Below are 15,565 nucleotides of genomic sequence, written 5' to 3' on the forward strand. Positions count from 1 at the left end.
GGGACGGGCGCCGGGTCAGCGCAGGAACGCCGCGGCGACCCCGGCGTCGACCGGCACGTGCAGACCGGTGGTGTGCGACAGCTCGCCCGCGGTCAGCACGAACACGGCGTTCGCCACATGTTCGGGCAGCACCTCGCGCTTGAGCAGGGTGCGCTGGGCATAGTAGGCGCCCAGCTCGGACTCGGGAACCCCGTAGACGGCCGCCCGCTTCGCGCCCCAGCCACCGGCGAAGATCCCCGACCCGCGGACGACGCCGTCGGGGTTCACGCCGTTGACCCGGATGCCGTGCTCGCCGAGTTCAGCCGCGAGCAGCCGGACCTGGTGGGCCTGGTCGGCCTTGGCCGCGCTGTAGGCGATGTTGTTCGGACCGGCGAAGACGCTGTTCTTGCTGGAGATGTAGACGATGTCGCCGCCCATCCCCTGCGCGATCATGACCCGTGCGGTCTCCCGGGAGACGAGGAACGAGCCCTTGGCCATCACGTCGTGCTGCAGGTCCCAGTCGGCCTCGGTCGTCTCCAGCAGCGGCTTGGAGACCGACAGCCCGGCGTTGTTGACGACGAGGTCGAGCCCGCCGAAGGCGAGGCAGGCGGCCCGGACGAGCACGGCGAGCGCGGCGGCGTCGGTGACGTCGGCGACGACGCCGATCGCGGTGTCCTCGCTGCCGAGTTCGGCGGCGACCCGGGTGGCGGCCTCGCCGTCGCGGTCGGCGACGACGACGCAGGCGCCCTCGGCGGCGAGCCGGTGCGCGATGGCCCGGCCGATGCCGGATCCGCCGCCGGTGACGAGCGCGATCCGCGCGGCGAGCGGCTTCGGCTTGGGCAGCCGGGCGAGCTTCGCCTCCTCCAGGGCCCAGTACTCGATGCGGAACTTCTCCCGCTCGTCGATCGGGGCGTAGGTGGAGATCGCCTCCGCGCCGCGCATCACGTTGATCGCGTTGGTGTAGAACTCCCCGGCCACCCGCGCGGTCTGCTTGGTCGCGCCGAAGGAGAACATGCCGACGCCCGGCACCAGCACGATGGCCGGGTCCGCACCGCGCATCGGCGGCGAGTCGGGCTCGGCGTGGTCGGTGTAGTAGCGGGCGTAGTCCTCCCGGTAGGCGGCGTGCAGCTCGCTCAGCCGGGCGATGGTGTCCGCGAGCGGCGCCGTGGGCGGAAGGTCGAGGACCATCGGGCGCACCTTGGTACGCAGGAAGTGGTCCGGGCACGAGGTGCCCAGCGCCGCCAGCTCGCCGAGGCGCTGCCGGGACAGGAAGTCCAGCACCACGTCGCTGTCGGTGAAGTGGCCGACCTGGGCGCGGTCGGTGGAGGTGAGCCCGCGCAGCACCGGGGCGAGTGCGGCGGCCCGCTCCCGGCGCTCCGCCTCGGGCAGTGCCGAGAACTCCGCGAGCACCGGACCGAAGGGCTCCGGCCGGCCTCGCTCGTCGATGAAGGCCTGCGCGGTGCGGATGATCTCCAGCGCGTTCGCCTCGCACCCGTCGCTGGTGTCGCCCCACGCGGTGATGCCGTGTCCACCGAGGATCACGCCGATCGCCTGCGGGTTCGCCCGCTTGATCTCGGCGATGTCGAGGCCCAGCTGAAAGCCCGGTCGCCGCCAGGGCACCCAGACCACGCGGTCGCCGAAGCACTCCTCGGTCAGCTTCGGACCGTCGGCGGCGGTCGCGAACGCGATGCCCGAGTCCGGGTGCAGGTGGTCCACGTGCGCGGAGTCGACCAGTCCGTGCATCGCGGTGTCGATCGACGGGGCGGCCCCGCCGCGGCCGTGCAGGCAGTGGTCGAACGCGGCGACCATCTCGTCCTCGCGCTCCACCCCGGGGTAGGACCCGGCCAACGCGCGCAGCCGGTCCAGCCGCAGCACCGCGAGCCCGGACTCGGTCAGCGTGCCCAGGTCGCCGCCGGAACCCTTCACCCACAGCAGCTCCACCGGGTCCGTGGTCACCGGGTCGATGCCGGTGCCCTTGGCGGAGGTGTTGCCCCCGGCGAAGTTGGTGTTGCGCGGGTCGGCGCCGAGGCGGCGCGACCGGGCGACCAGCTCGGCGGGGGTGGAGAGGTCAGCGGTCGAGGTGTCGCTGTCTGCTGTGCTCATCGCTGGTCAGGCTCCCCATCCGGCCTGCTGGCCGTCGGCTCGTTCGGATTCGATCTTGCGCTGGTAGCCGGAGGCGTGGTAGGCGGCGATCGGGTCCGGGTCGATGCCCATCTCCTCGCGCAGCTCCGCCAGCAGCGGGCGGACGTCGGTGGCGAACGCGTCCATCAGGACGCCGTGCGCGGCGAGCACGTCACCGGCCTGCTGCGCGGTGGCGAGCGCGTCGGCGTCGACGAGCAGGGCCTTCGCGACGGCCTCCTGGACGTTGAGGACCGAGCGGACCAGCGCCGGCACCTTCGCCTCGAGGTTGTGGCACTGGTCGAGCATGTACTCCACCCCGGAGTCGGGCCGGATCACGTCGGCGCGCACCAGCTCGTGGGCGATGCGGAAGAGCTGGAACGGGTCCGCCGCGCCGACCATCAGGTCGTCGTCGGCGTAGTTGCGGCTGTTGAAGTGGAAGCCGCCGAGCTTGCCGAAGCGCAGCAGCACGGTCACCAGGAACTCGATGTTGGTGCCCGGCGCGTGGTGGCCGGTGTCGACCAGCACCTGGGCCTTGTCGCCCAGTGCCATGCAGTGCGCGAACGAGGTGCCCCAGTCGGGCACGTCCATGGTGTAGAAGTGCGGTTCGAAGAACTTGTACTCGACCAGCATCCGCTGGTCGGCGCCGAGCCGGTCGTAGACCTCGCGCAGGGCGTCGGCGAGCCGGTCCTGCCGGACGGCGATGGAGTCCTGCCCGGCGTAGTTGGTGCCGTCGGCGAACCACAGCGACAGCACCGACGAACCGGTGACGTCCATGATGTCCACGCACTCCAGCAGGTGGTCGATCGCCTTGCGGCGGACGCGCGCGTCGGGATTGCAGACGCTGCCGAGCTTGTAGTCGTTCTCCTGGAAGACGTTGGGGTTGATCGCACCGAGCGCGATGCCCTGGTCGGCGGCGAACCGGGTCAGGTCGGCGAAGTCGTCGACCCGGTCCCAGGGGATGTGCAGCGCCACGCTGGGCGCCACGCCGGTCAGGCGGTGCACCATCGCCGCGTCGGCGACCTTCTCGTACGCGTTGCGGGGAACCCCCGCCTGCGCGAAGACCTTGAATCTCGTGCCCGAGTTGCCGTACGCCCACGATGGCGTCTCGATACGCATGGCGCGCAGGGCGGCTTTGACAGCGGCGTGGTCGTTCATCATCTATCTCCTGTGCTGCTGCGGCGGATGTCGCTGGCGTGCAGAGCGCGCCGCGCCCGGCCGCCGACGCCGGGCGCGGGTGGCAGGTGCCGCCCACCCGCGCCCAGCGAGGGGTGGATTACTTGACGGAGTCGACGTTCTCCTTGTTGACGAGCTTCACCGGGTTGAAGACCTCGCGCTCGGCGGCGTTGCCGAAGGTGATCGCCGTCTTGGCGAGCGCCTGCTCGGCGAGCTTCACGGTGAGCGCGCCCATCGCCGTGGGGTCCTGCGCGACGGTCGCGGCGAGGCCGCCGGCCTTGATGGCGGTGAGCGCCTCGGGGTCGGCGTTGAAGCCGACGGTGACGATGTCGGTGACCGGGTTCTTACCGGCGTCCTTGACCGCGTTGGCGGCGGCGACACCCATCGGGTCGTTGCAGGAGAAGACGCCCGCGACGTCGGGGTTCTTGGCCAGGATGTCCTTCATGACCTTGTAGCCCTCTTCGGCCTTCGAGTTGCCGGAGAGCTCGGCGACGACCTTGAAGCCCAGGCCCTCGATCGCCTCCTTGAAGCCGGCGTTACGGCGGGCGGCGTAGACGGCCGACGGCTCGCAGGTGATCGAGGCGACGTTCTTGCTGGTCTTGCCGTTCGCCGCGATCTGCTTCGCCATGAACTCGGCCGCGAGCTTGCCGCCGCCGGCGTTGTCGGAGATGACGATCGCATCGTAGGGCGCGCCGCCGCCGCCGATGTCGTCCACGATGACCGGGACGTTCTTCGCCTTAGCCTTGGCGATGATCGGGCCGAGCGCGCTGGGCTTGAACGGGCTGATGATCAGCACGTCGACGCCCTGGTCGATGAGCGCCTGGGCGCCGGTGACCATCTCGTTCTCGTCGCTCTTCTCGTCGTGCAGCTTGTACTCCCAGCCCTTGGCGAGCACGGCGGCCTTGGTGCCGGCCTCCATCTTCTGGAAGAACTCGTACTGCATGTCGTAGACCGAGAAGCCCACCACGACCTTGTCGTCCTTGGGGGCGTCAGAGCCCGTCTTGTTGGAGTCCGAGCAGCCTGCGAGGGCCAGCGCGCCGACGAGGGCGAGCGGGAGAAGACCCTTCTTCAACATCGCGGAGGTTCCTTTCGGTATGGATCGGGAGGTGGTTGATTCGTTTCAAATTGCGATTGCGATAGCTGGAACGCAGGTGGGCACCCGGCTCCGGTGTGCTGTCACGCCCCGCCCGACGCGGACGGTCGCGCGGCCAGGCCCGCCACCGCGCGCCGGAAGGAGCCCGGTACGGCGAAGCGGGTCCGCAACCCGTCGATGGTCAGGGCGACGATCAGCACGCAGCCCAGCACGATGCGCTGGTATGCCGACGGCACCCCTTGACTGACGAGGACATCGTTGAGCACGCTGACCAGCAGCACCGCGGAGAAGGTGCCGATCAGAGTGCCCTTGCCGCCCTTGAGGCTGGTGCCTCCGAGGACGACCGCGGCGATCACCTTGAGTTCGAACCCGTCCTGGGCCGAACCGTCGGCGGTCCACACCCGGGTGATGTATGTCAGCGCGGCGATGCCGACGCTCACTCCCACCAGGGCGAAGACGATGACTCGGATGCGGTTCTCCGAGATGCCACAGAACCGTGCCGCCGCCGGGGACGACCCGTAGGACAGGATCCGGCGGCCGGTGGCGGTGCGGCGCAGGATGATCCAGGCCGCGCCGTACACCGCGAGCATGATGACGAACGGCAGCGGCAGGCCCGCCACGTTGAGCCCGCCGATCTTCACGAACGGCGAGTCGATCTGGTCGTAGGGCAGGGTCTTGGGCCCGTCCTGGGTCAGGATGTAGGCCACCCCGCGGAAGACGAAGAGCGTGCCCAGCGTCGCCACGAAGGGGGGCACCCGCAGCCTGGTGATCAGCCCGGCGTTGACCAGCCCGCAGGCGAGCCCGGTCGCGACCGCCGCACCGATCGCGGCGGCGGTGCCGCCGGCCGAGTAGGCCATCAGGGTGACGACGCTGACCAGGGCCAGCTGCCCGCCGACCGACAGGTCGAACGCGCCGCTGGCGATGGCGAAGGTCATCCCCGCCGCGACGATGCCCAGGTAGGCGCTCTCCCGCAGCACCGACTGCAGGTTCTCGAGCTCCATGAAGTCCGGGGCGAACAGCGGGGTCAGCGCGAGCAGGATCAGCAGGATCGCGGTGACGCCCCAGGTGTCCCAGAGCCGGCCCAGGGACGGGCGCGCCATGGGTGCCCGGTCCTGGCCCGGCTGTCGGGGCGGCTCCACCGGCGTGCTGGTCTCGGTCGTGGTGCTCATGCGGCAGCCTCCCTGACGGTGACGGGGACCGGTGCGGCCTTGACGGTCCGGCGGCGCAGCCCCAGCAGCGCGAGCGCGGCGATGAGCAGCAGCCCGACGCTGATGCGCTGGAAGGCCGGCGGGGTGTTGAGCAGGTTCAGCCCGTTGCGGATCGTCTCGATCAGCACCGCGCCGAGCAGGGTGCCGATCACCGAGGCTCGGCCGCCCAGCAGCGCGGTGCCGCCGAGCACGACCACGGTGATCGCGTCGAGCTCGAAGCCCATGCCCAGCTGCCCGTTGCCCTTCTGCAACTGGCTGGAGATGAGCAGGCCCCAGAAGCCGCCGGCCACGCCGACGAGCATGTAGACCGCGATCCGGATCCGGTCCACCGGCAGGCCGGAAACCCGGGCCGCCTCGCGGTTGGAGCCGACGGCGCAGACCCAGCGGCCGAAGCGGGTGCGGTTCACCGTCCACCAGGCCAGCGCCGTGCAGAGCACGGCCAGCAGGATCGGCATGGGTACGCCCAGCGGACGCCCGCCCACCAGGTATTTCAGCGCCGCCGAGCTGACGATCTGGTCGTGCCCGTCGGTGTAGGCCAGGGACAGGCCGCGCACGATGACGAGGGTGGCGAGCGTGGCGATGAACGGTGTGACGCCGAGCTTGGTGACGACCAGTCCGTTGGCGAGCCCGATCACCGCGCCGACGACGAGCGCCAGCGCCATGGCGAGCAGCGCCGGCATCCCGTCGATGATCGAGGAGCAGCACACCACCCCGGCGAGCGAGACGGTCGAGCCGATGGAGAGGTCGAATTCGCCCATCGCCAGGCAGAACGTCATGGCGAGTCCGGGGATGGCCACGATCGCCGCCGCGACGAGCACGTTCTCCAGGTTGCCGACGGTGAGGAAGCTGTTGGTGGTGACGGCGAGCACCAGCGCCACGGCGAGCAGCGGCAGCGCGAGCGGGGCCTTGCGCAGCGCGTCGGTCATGCCGCGCTCACCTCCGAGAAGATTCGGCGCCCGGTGGTGGCGCAGGCGATGACGTTCTCCTCGGTGCGGTCCTGGCCTTCCAGGTGCCCGACGATCTCGCCGGCGGCGAGCACGTAGACACGGTCGCTGACGCCCAGCAGCTCGGGCAGGTCGCTGGAGATCATCAGTACGGCGGTGCCGTCGGCGGTGACCTCGTTGATCAGGTGGTGGATCTCCACCTTGGCGCCGATGTCGACGCCGCGGGTGGGCTCGTTGAGGATGAGCAGCCGCCCGCCCGGTGCGAGCGCCCGCCCGAAGAGGACCTTCTGCTGGTTGCCGCCGGAGAGCTGGCCGATGAGCTGGTCGGGACCGGTGGTCCGGATCGCCAGCCGCTTGCGGTAGTCGGCGAAGACGGCGGTCTGCGCCGCCGGGGACAGCAGCCGGGTGGCGGCGGCGCGCACCCGGTGCAGCACCGAGATGGTCAGGTTGTCGCGCACCGACAGGTCGGGCAGGATGCCGGCGGCCTTGCGGTCCTCGTGCAGGAAACCGACACCGGCGGCCATCGCGTCGGCCGGGCTCTTCGGCTTGTACGCCCTGCCGTCCATCGTCATCGCGCCCGCGGAGACCGCCAGCGCGCCGAAGATGACCTGCGACAGCTCCGGCTGGCCCGCACCGGCGACGCCGCCGATGCCGACGATCTCCCCCGCCCGCACCTTCAGCGAGATGCCGCGCAGCTGGCGGCCGGCGCTGACGCCGTCGAGCTCCAGCACCAGCGCGCCCTCCTGGACCTCCTCGCGGTGGAAGACCGAGGAGATGTCGCGGCCGACCATCAGCCGCACCAGCTCTTCCTGGTCGGTCGCGGTGATCTCGGCGGTGCGCACGTGGCGGCCGTCGCGCAGCACGGTGACCCGGTCCGCCACGGCGAAGACCTCGTCGAGGCGGTGGCTGACGTAGACCACACTGCGGCCCTCGGACCGGAGTCGGCGGACCACGTCGAGCAGGCGGGTCACCTCGTCGGCGGAGAGCGCCGCGGTGGGCTCGTCCATCACGATGATGCGGCCGTCCACCGACAGCGCCTTCGCGATCTCGACGAGCTGCTGCTCGGAAACGGTCAGCGTGCCGACGGTGGCGGTCGGGTCGATGCTCACGCCCAGCACCTCGAAGAGCTCGGCGGCCCGGCGGTTGATCTGCGCGTAGTCGATGCCGCGGGTGAGCGGGTGGTAGGGCTCGCGGCCGGAGAACACGTTCTCCGCGACGGTGAGGTCGGGGTAGAGGTTGAACTCCTGGTAGATCACCGCGATGCCGGCGTGCAGGGCGTCGGCGGGCCGGCGCGGCCGGTAGGTGCTCCCGCTCAGCCGGATCTCACCGGCGCTGGGCCGGTGCAGGCCGCCGAGCACCTTGAGCAGCGTGGACTTGCCCGCGCCATTCTCGCCCACCAGGGCGTGCACCTCGCCGGGCCGGACGTCGAAGTGCACGTCGTCCAGGGCGCGGACGCCGGGGAACTCCACGGTCAGCCGGTCGACCTGGAGCAGAACCGCTGTCTGGTCGTCGTCGGTGCCCACTGCCTACCTCCCCTCGCTGGACTGAAACCTTGATTGAATCGTTTCTAGCTTGCCGGGCTCGAACGCTACGATCCCGTTGCGCGACTGTCAATCACTTGTTTCGGGAATGCTCCGGCCAGCGCTAAATTGAGACCTTCGCCGTTGAACGACAGTTGACACGTTTCATTTCCTGCGTAGGGTGAAGCCGCCAGCGACAATGAGCGCGACAGCCCGTCCGGACACTCCGGACAGTGGCGAGCGCAGCACCGAACACTTCGAGGAGCCATGGCCACCAGCAATATCAAGGAGGTCGCCCAGCGGGCCGGCGTCTCCATCGGGACGGTGAGCAACGTGCTCAACCATCCCGCCATGGTGGCCGCCACGACCCGGCAGCGAGTGCTGGCGGCGATCGCGGAGCTGGGCTACGTGCGCAACGACTCCGCGCGGCAGCTGCGCGCCGGCCGCAGCAAGACCATCGCCGTGGTGGCGCTGGACCTGGCCAACCCCTTCTTCACCGACGTGCTGCGCGGCGCCGAGACGGCGGGCGAGGACCGCGGGGTCAACATCATGATCTTCAACAGCGGTGAGGACGCCGCCCGCGAACGCCGCCACCTCGACGTGCTCGAGGAGCAGCGGGTGCTGGGCGTGCTCATCACCCCCGTCGACAACTCCGTCGACGCGCGGCTGGACCAGCTCATCGAGCGCGGCATCCCGGTGGTGCTGGTCGACCGGGGCTCCGGTCGCCACAACCGCTGCTCGGTGGCGGTCGACGACGTGCTCGGCGGCCAGCTCGCCGGTGCGCACCTGGTCGAGCAGGGGCACCGGCGGATCGCCTTCATCGGCGGTCCGTTCTCGCTGCCCCAGGTCACCGACCGGCACACCGGGCTGGTCTCGGCGCTCGTCGGCGGGGAGGAGCTCCAGGTCGTACCCACCTCGAATTTGACCGTCGCGGCCGGGCGCCGCGCGGGCAAGGAGATCGCCGACCTGCCCGTGGAGACCCGGCCCACCGCGGTCTTCTGCGCCAACGACCTGCTCGCGCTCGGCGTGCTGCAGGAGATGACGATGCGCGGGGTGCAGGTGCCGCACGACGTGGCCATCGTGGGCTACGACGACATCGACTTCGCCGCCGCCGCGGCCGTGCCGCTCTCCTCGGTGCGCCAGCCGCGCGAGCAGCTCGGCCGCGCCGCCACCCAACTGCTGCTGGAGGAGGCGAACGAACCGCAGCTGCACGAGCACCGGCACGTGGTCTTCCGCCCGGAGCTGATCGTCCGCGAGTCGAGCGCCCCGACCACCCGCAAGCGGGCGCGGGCCACACCCGTTCCACGGAAGGGCTGACCGGTGCGCGTCGCCCTGTTCGTCACGTGCCTGGCCGACACGCTCTTCCCCCAGGTCGGGCAGGCCATGGTCGCTCTGCTGGAACGCCTGGGCCATCAGGTCGACTTCCCCGCCGCGCAGACCTGCTGCGGCCAGATGCACATCAACACCGGCTACCAGCGCCAGGCGCTGCCGCTGGTCGAGCACTTCACCGAGACCTTCGAGGGGTACGACGCCGTCGTCGCCCCGTCCGGCTCGTGCGTGGGCTCGGTGCGCCACCAGCACGCCGCCATCGCCCGGCGGCACGGCCGCGCCGACCTGGCCGACCGCTCCCACGCGCTGGCCGCGAAGACCTTCGAGCTGTCGGAGTTCCTCGTGGACGTGCTCGGGACCACCGACGTCGGGGCCTACTTCCCGCACCGGGTCACCTATCATCCGACCTGCCACTCGCTGCGCATGCTGCGGGTGGACGACAAACCGCTGCGGCTGCTGCGCGCGGTCCGCGGGATGACCCTGGTCGAGCTGCCCGACGCCGACCAGTGCTGCGGCTTCGGCGGCACCTTCGCGCTGAAGAACGCCGACACCTCCACCGCCATGCTCGCCGACAAGATGCGCCACGTGCTCGCCACGAAGGCCGAGACGGTCACCGCGGGCGACTCGTCCTGCCTGATGCACATCGGCGGCGGGCTGTCCCGGCTGCAGACCGGCGTACGCACCCTGCACCTCGCCGAGATCCTCGCGTCCGTCGAGACGCTGCACGCACCCGCAGGAGCGTCATGAGCCAGGTCTTCCTCGGCATGCCCGCCCACTCCTCCCCCGGTGTCGGCGCGCTGCGCGGCGATCAGACCTTCCCGCAGGCGGCCCGCACGGCGCTCGCCGACCCGCAGCTGCGCCGCAACCTCGGGCACGCCACCGGCACCATCCGGGCCAAACGGCTCGCCGTCGTCTCCGAACTCGACGACTGGGAGCAGCTGCGGCTCGCCGGGCAGGCGATCAAGGCCGCCACCATGGCTCGGCTCGACGACCACCTGGCCCGGCTGGAGCAGGAGGTCACCGCGCGCGGCGGCACCGTGCACTGGGCCCGCGACGCCGTCGAGGCCAACCGCATCATCACCGAACTCGTGCAGGCGACCGGGGCCGACGAGGTGGTCAAGGTCAAGTCGATGGTGACCCAGGAGATCGGGCTCAACGAAGCGCTGGAGCAGGCCGGCATCGCCGCCTGGGAGACCGACCTCGCCGAGCTGATCGTCCAACTCGGACACGACACCCCCTCGCACATCCTGGTGCCGGCGATCCACCGCAACCGCTCGGAGATCCGCGAGATCTTCCTGCGCGAGATGCCCGGCGTCGATCCCGACCTCACCGACGAACCACGCCGCCTCGCCATGGCCGCCCGCAGCCACCTGCGCCGCAAGTTCCTGTCGGCGAAGGTCGCGGTCTCCGGCGCCAACTTCGCCGTCGCGGAGACCGGCACCCTGGTCGTCGTCGAGTCCGAGGGCAACGGCCGGATGTGCCTGACCCTGCCCGACACCCTGATCACCGTCATGGGCATCGAGAAGCTGGTGCCGACCTGGACCGACCTGGAGGTCTTCCTCCAGCTGCTGCCGCGCTCCTCCACCGGCGAGCGGATGAACCCCTACACCTCCATGTGGACCGGGGTCAGCCCCGGTGACGGCCCGCAGGACTTCCACCTGGTGCTCCTGGACAACGGGCGCACGGCGGTGCTCGCCGACGAGGTGGGCCGCGAGGCACTGCACTGCATCCGGTGCAGCGCGTGTTTGAACGTGTGCCCGGTCTACGAACGCGCGGGCGGGCACGCCTACGGCTCGGTCTACCCCGGGCCGATCGGCGCGGTCCTCACCCCGCAGCTCACCGGGGTCGAGCAGAACGCGTCGCTGCCCTACGCGTCGACACTCTGCGGGGCCTGCTTCGACGCGTGCCCCGTCCGGATCGACATCCCGTCCATCCTGGTCCATCTGCGGGCGCGGCATGTCGAGGAGTACGCCGCCGAGCACCGGCTGCCGTCGGCGGAATCGCTGGCCATGGGGGCGGCGGCCTGGGTGATGTCCTCCGCTCGCCGGTTCGGTTTCGTCACTCGCACGGCGCGGCTCGGGCGGGTGCTGGGGCGCCGACGAGGCCGGATCCGGTCGCTGCCGCCACCCGCGTCGGCCTGGACCGCCACCCGTGACGTTCCGCTGCCGCCGACGGAGACCTTCCGCGAGTGGTGGCTGCGCACCCGAGGAGAATCGTGAGCACTCCACCGTCTGCCCGCGACGAGATCCTGGCGCGCATCCGGACATCGCTGGGAGATCGAACCTCGACTGTGGAGATCCCACGGGACTACCACCGGACAGGCGGTTCCCCGGTTGGGTCGCCCGAGCTGCTGGAGCTGCTGACCGACCGGCTCGTCGACTACAAGGCCACGGTGCATCGCGCCACTCCTGCTGACTTCGCCGCCGTGCTCGCCTCCGTACTCGAGAGCGCCGGGCGGGTGGTGGTGCCGGCGGGGCTGCCTGACGGGTGGGCGCCGCCGGCTGCCGTCGTTGACGACGGGTCGCTGAGCTGGGCCGAGCTGGACGCGGTCGACACCGTGCTGACCTCGTGCACCGCCGCGGCCGCCGAGACCGGGACGATCGTGCTCGACGGGTCGCCCGATCAGGGGCGGCGGGCCGTCACGCTCATCCCGGATCGGCACATCTGCGTGGTGCGGGCCGACCAGGTGGTGCGCGGGGTGCCGGAACTGCTGGGGCGGCTCGACCCGCGTCGGCCGCTGACCTTCATCAGCGGGCCCTCGGCGACCAGCGACATCGAACTGCAGCGGGTCGAGGGGGTTCACGGTCCGCGAAAGCTCATCGTGGTCCTGGTCAGCGACTGACTCACCCGTATCAACGCCGAGCGGATCGAGGCAGCCGTCAGCGTATACCCGGTTGCTGCATGCAACCGGGGATACGCGGCTGCGGCTCGGTTGAGTCGCGACCGCCCTACCGGGTCACTCGTTGCGGACCGTTTCCGGGCCGGTGATTCGCCGCAGCAGCGGCATGGTCGATGCGATGATGCCCAGCGACCCGGCCAGCCCCGCTGCGACGAGGAGGAGGTAGGTCGGGCCCGGTGACACCAGTGTGTAGCGGAATTGGGTACGCAGGAACAGCTCGGCTGTCAGGAACCCCATGCCGATCGCGAGCATCGCGACCGTCAGCAGCGGTACTGCGCACTCCAGCAGCACCACGCGGCGCAGTTCGGCGAGGCGCATCCCAGCCAGCCGCAGCAAGCTGAACGGGCGCCTGCGGTCGGTGAGGCCGCTGATCACGCTGACCGCCAGGCTGCACCCGGCGATCGGCAGGCTGGCCAGGATCACGACGTTGGCCAGCTGCTGGTACCGGTCCAGCGACCCGGTGGTGTCGCTCTGGACGTCTGTTTCGGTCGCCGGCGGGCGGGCGGTCCCTGGGAACGCGATCTCCAGCAGGGTCCGGGATTGCTCGAGCGCCGCCGTCGAGCCGTCCGTGCCGACCACTACGGACACCAGGGGAAGCTTCCGGAGGTCATCCACGGAGAACGGTGCGGCGTCCCAGGCCGCGGGCTCGGCGGCGGACAGGAATTTGCTGCCCGGGGCGACCAGGTTGGGCTGGACCGCGGCCACCTGTGCCCCGGGCGGGCAGCTGCCGAACTCCGGAGGCAGCCCGGCACATGCGGTCAGGGCTGGCATCCGGGGCACCTTCGGGGGGCCCACGGGCCGTTTACCGTAGTCCGGAGCGAGGTAGACGACGTTCACGCTGCGCACGCCGGGGATCGAGGCGAGCCCGGCCGGAACCTGGGCGGCCTGCGGTGCGGCTTGGCCAGGAGCGAGGTCGCGCGGCCAGATGACCAGCTGCATAGAGGTGTGGGCCACCGCGTTGTCAGGCGACGAGGCCCGGTAGGCGACGAACGTGGAGATAACGCCGGTGGTGACGCTCGTCACGAATAACGCGAGCATCAGGCCGCTCACCGCCCGGAAGGCGACCGCCGGGTTGTCCGCGAGGCGTCGCCCGGCGATCAGCGTCGCCGCCCGGCTGGCCCGCCCGGCCAGCATTCGGGAGCCGAGCAGGGTCAGCCACGGACCGGCGACCACCAGTCCCACCATGATCAGGAAAATACCGGACAGGTACGCCGTGAGCTGGCCGGTCGTGGTGCGCGGGTGCCCGGCGAGGAGGATGAGGACGAGTTCCGCGACGCCGACCACCAACAGGATCAGCCGCCTGGGCCGAGGCGGTCGCCGGGTGATCTGTCGGGTCACACCGAGCGGGGAGATCTGCACCCGGCGCAGGGCCAACCTGGCGGCGAGCACCGTGCCGAGCGGGATGCCGACGACGACTGCGAGCGCGTCGATGACGTTCAGGTTCAGGTCGTCGGTGAAGAACCGGACTCCGGTGAACGGGATCTCAGCCAGCGGGTCTCGGAAGGTGAGGAACAGCGCGAAGCCCAGCCCGGTGCCGACGACTGCCGCCAGTCCGGACTCGACCGCCGACAGTACCGCGATCTGTCCGGGAGTGGCGCCGACCAGGCGCATCGCCGCGAAGCGCTGCTCGCGACGGGTGGCGGCGAGCCGGGTCGCGGTGCCGATGAATATCAGGACGGGGAAGAGCAGCGCGACCGCCACCACGCCGAGGACCAACTCCATGCCGGCTGCCGGGGTACCGACGTAACACTCCGCGCAGTTGCCCGGGTCGGCTGTCATGATGCGTGTGACCTGCTTGGCGAAGGGCAGGCGGGAAGCCTCGGCGGGAGTACGGCCGACGATGACGAGTAGCGAGTCCGGTGAGGGCAGAGCGGCGGCGCCCATCGTGCCGATCTCGTGGCCGGCGAAACGGTCAGCAAGCTGGGCAGCCGGGGTCGTATGCAGCAGGGCACTCAGCGCTGGTGAGGCGTAATACTCCCCCGGACCGGGAAGCCGCGGAATGCCGGGTGGCACCGGGGCGTGCGGACCGATCGCGGCGACATCGACCCGGCCGATGGTCTGGCCGTCGAAATAGTCCCGGCTGAGCGACCACCACATCGGATCGGCTGTGGCGTAGGCGGCGGGCGGTGCGACGGCCGTGTTCAGCCAGCCGAAGCGGGCGTTCTGCGCGTGCGTCGCGTTGATGCAGGCCAGGACGGCGAGCAGCAGGCCGGTGCCGACGCCGACGGCGACTGCGATGACAAGCAGCCGAACCGCAGCCTCCCGCCCGCTGGCGAGGACCAGCCGCAGGCCGAGCCCGATCATGACAGCACCGAGCCGGTCGCGAGCGAGGTGACCTCACCGTCGCGGACGATGATGGTCCGTTCGGCGTACGCCCCGACTCGGGCCTCGTGGGTGACCACGACGACGGTCGCGCCTTCCGCGCGGGCCGAGTCGACCATCAGGTCCATCACCTGCTCCCCGGTGAGCGGATCGAGCGAACCGGTCGGCTCATCGGCGAACAACACGCTCGGACGGCTGACCCGGCGGTTACCGAAGCGGATCTGACCCGGCTGCGGCACGAGGATACCGGCCAGGCAATGCAGCAGAGTCGACTTGCCGGAGCCGCTGGGACCCATCACAGCGACGATCTCGCCAGGGGCAAGCGTCATGCTGGCGCCTCGCAGGGCGGGTGTCTCGCCGAAGGACGACACGACGTCCCGGGCCTCGAGAGCCGTGGTCACGGTCGCACCGCCTTGGCCAGAGCGTCGAGGCGCGCGGAGGTGGTGTCGATCCAGCGCAGGTCGGCCTCCAGATGGAACAGGCCGTGATCGGCGAGCAGTCCGTCGACGAGTCCGCCGGTGCGCTTCAGCTCAGTCAGCTCGCGCATCCGGTCCAGGTGCTTGCCCCGCTGGGCATCCAGATACTGCTCAGCGGGCCGGTCCAGCATCAGCGCGAGGACGACCTTGGCGAACAGGATCGTCTGCAGATGCGGCTCGGCCTCCACCGGCTCGGTGAGCCAAGCGTCGACCTCGGTGGCGCCGGCTTCGGTGATGACATACCGCTTGCGCTCCGTCGCGTCGCCGGGCGACACCTCGTCCATCACCACCTTCCCGTCCCGGGCAAGCCGACCGAGGGTGGCGTAGACCTGTCCGAATGGGAGCGGCCGACCGCGTCCGAAGAATGCGTCGTAATCGCGTTTGAGGTCATAGCCGTGGCTGGGCTCGCGCTCAAGCAGGCCGAGAAGAGTCAAGGGAACACTCACGTCGGCGAACCTACACTAGGAGTATACTCCGCGTATATGTACCCGGTGAATGCCG

At 70.6% G+C, this 15,565-nt stretch carries 13 protein-coding genes; 4 read left to right on the forward strand and 9 right to left on the reverse strand.

The window, feature by feature from the left end; translation table 11 throughout:
- Positions 1 to 15 precede the first annotated feature (15 nt).
- The 6 genes from F4553_RS05875 to F4553_RS05900 all read right to left on the reverse strand — a co-directional run bounded on the left by F4553_RS05875 (position 16) and on the right by F4553_RS05900 (position 8,041).
- Positions 16 to 2,082, reverse strand: a complete 2,067-nt coding sequence (locus F4553_RS05875) for a bifunctional aldolase/short-chain dehydrogenase (protein ID WP_184833016.1) — start codon at positions 2,080 to 2,082, stop codon at positions 16 to 18.
- A 6-nt stretch (positions 2,083 to 2,088) separates the two neighbouring features.
- Entirely contained in the window at positions 2,089 to 3,255 is a 1,167-nt protein-coding gene (gene rhaI / locus F4553_RS05880) for an L-rhamnose isomerase (RefSeq protein WP_221469705.1), read from the reverse strand.
- Between the two features lie 118 nt (positions 3,256 to 3,373).
- Positions 3,374 to 4,348 (reverse strand): substrate-binding domain-containing protein, encoded by a 975-nt coding sequence (locus F4553_RS05885; RefSeq protein WP_184833020.1) that lies wholly within the window; start codon positions 4,346 to 4,348, stop codon positions 3,374 to 3,376.
- A gap of 101 nt (positions 4,349 to 4,449) precedes the next feature.
- Positions 4,450 to 5,535, reverse strand: a complete 1,086-nt coding sequence (locus F4553_RS05890; protein ID WP_184833022.1) for an ABC transporter permease — start codon at positions 5,533 to 5,535, stop codon at positions 4,450 to 4,452.
- Complete coding sequence (locus tag F4553_RS05895) at positions 5,532 to 6,500, reverse strand: ABC transporter permease (protein ID WP_184833024.1); 969 nt, start codon at positions 6,498 to 6,500, stop codon at positions 5,532 to 5,534. Before F4553_RS05895 ends, F4553_RS05890 begins: the two co-directional genes overlap by 4 nt.
- The gene (locus F4553_RS05900) at positions 6,497 to 8,041 is read right to left on the reverse strand and encodes a sugar ABC transporter ATP-binding protein (protein WP_184833026.1); all 1,545 of its coding nucleotides are present in this window, start codon (positions 8,039 to 8,041) and stop codon (positions 6,497 to 6,499) included. Before F4553_RS05900 ends, F4553_RS05895 begins: the two co-directional genes overlap by 4 nt.
- 264 nt (positions 8,042 to 8,305) lie before the next feature.
- Between F4553_RS05900 and F4553_RS05905 the strand changes: the two genes are divergently transcribed.
- The 4 genes from F4553_RS05905 to F4553_RS05920 are packed head-to-tail and all read left to right on the forward strand — an operon-like array spanning position 8,306 to position 12,209.
- Positions 8,306 to 9,355 (forward strand): LacI family DNA-binding transcriptional regulator, encoded by a 1,050-nt coding sequence (locus tag F4553_RS05905; RefSeq protein WP_184833028.1) that lies wholly within the window; start codon positions 8,306 to 8,308, stop codon positions 9,353 to 9,355.
- Positions 9,356 to 9,358: 3 nt separating this feature from the next.
- Positions 9,359 to 10,114, forward strand: a complete 756-nt coding sequence (locus tag F4553_RS05910; protein ID WP_184833030.1) for a (Fe-S)-binding protein — start codon at positions 9,359 to 9,361, stop codon at positions 10,112 to 10,114.
- Positions 10,111 to 11,586, forward strand: a complete 1,476-nt coding sequence (locus F4553_RS05915; protein ID WP_184833032.1) for a LutB/LldF family L-lactate oxidation iron-sulfur protein — start codon at positions 10,111 to 10,113, stop codon at positions 11,584 to 11,586. The genes F4553_RS05910 and F4553_RS05915 overlap by 4 nt, the downstream gene beginning before the upstream one ends.
- Positions 11,583 to 12,209: a LutC/YkgG family protein gene (locus F4553_RS05920; protein WP_312875102.1), complete on the forward strand. Its 627-nt coding sequence runs from the start codon at positions 11,583 to 11,585 to the stop codon at positions 12,207 to 12,209. The genes F4553_RS05915 and F4553_RS05920 overlap by 4 nt, the downstream gene beginning before the upstream one ends.
- Positions 12,210 to 12,323: 114 nt before the next feature.
- Here the strand turns inward: F4553_RS05920 and F4553_RS05925 are convergent, their stop codons facing one another.
- Genes F4553_RS05925 through F4553_RS05935 form a run of 3 tightly spaced genes read right to left on the reverse strand, consistent with a single transcriptional unit; the run spans position 12,324 to position 15,510 of the window.
- The gene (locus F4553_RS05925; protein ID WP_184833036.1) at positions 12,324 to 14,570 is read right to left on the reverse strand and encodes an FtsX-like permease family protein; all 2,247 of its coding nucleotides are present in this window, start codon (positions 14,568 to 14,570) and stop codon (positions 12,324 to 12,326) included.
- Positions 14,567 to 14,989 carry an ATP-binding cassette domain-containing protein gene (locus F4553_RS05930; protein ID WP_312875103.1) on the reverse strand — a complete coding sequence of 141 codons (423 nt, stop codon included), beginning with the start codon at positions 14,987 to 14,989 and terminating at the stop codon, positions 14,567 to 14,569. Before F4553_RS05930 ends, F4553_RS05925 begins: the two co-directional genes overlap by 4 nt.
- Positions 14,986 to 15,510 (reverse strand): PadR family transcriptional regulator, encoded by a 525-nt coding sequence (locus F4553_RS05935; RefSeq protein ID WP_184833038.1) that lies wholly within the window; start codon positions 15,508 to 15,510, stop codon positions 14,986 to 14,988. Before F4553_RS05935 ends, F4553_RS05930 begins: the two co-directional genes overlap by 4 nt.
- Positions 15,511 to 15,565 lie beyond the last annotated feature (55 nt).

Source organism: Allocatelliglobosispora scoriae (genome assembly GCF_014204945.1).
Classification (GTDB): domain Bacteria; phylum Actinomycetota; class Actinomycetes; order Mycobacteriales; family Micromonosporaceae; genus Allocatelliglobosispora; species Allocatelliglobosispora scoriae.

Coding starts and splice junctions, on each gene's coding strand:
- F4553_RS05875 (WP_184833016.1), bottom strand. CDS start 2,082: ATGAGCACAGCAGACAGCGACACCTCGACCGCTGACCTCTCCACCCCC.
- rhaI (WP_221469705.1), bottom strand. CDS start 3,255: ATGAACGACCACGCCGCTGTCAAAGCCGCCCTGCGCGCCATGCGTATC.
- F4553_RS05885 (WP_184833020.1), bottom strand. CDS start 4,348: ATGTTGAAGAAGGGTCTTCTCCCGCTCGCCCTCGTCGGCGCGCTGGCC.
- F4553_RS05890 (WP_184833022.1), bottom strand. CDS start 5,535: ATGAGCACCACGACCGAGACCAGCACGCCGGTGGAGCCGCCCCGACAG.
- F4553_RS05895 (WP_184833024.1), bottom strand. CDS start 6,500: ATGACCGACGCGCTGCGCAAGGCCCCGCTCGCGCTGCCGCTGCTCGCC.
- F4553_RS05905 (WP_184833028.1), top strand. CDS start 8,306: ATGGCCACCAGCAATATCAAGGAGGTCGCCCAGCGGGCCGGCGTCTCC.
- F4553_RS05915 (WP_184833032.1), top strand. CDS start 10,111: ATGAGCCAGGTCTTCCTCGGCATGCCCGCCCACTCCTCCCCCGGTGTC.
- F4553_RS05925 (WP_184833036.1), bottom strand. CDS start 14,570: ATGATCGGGCTCGGCCTGCGGCTGGTCCTCGCCAGCGGGCGGGAGGCT.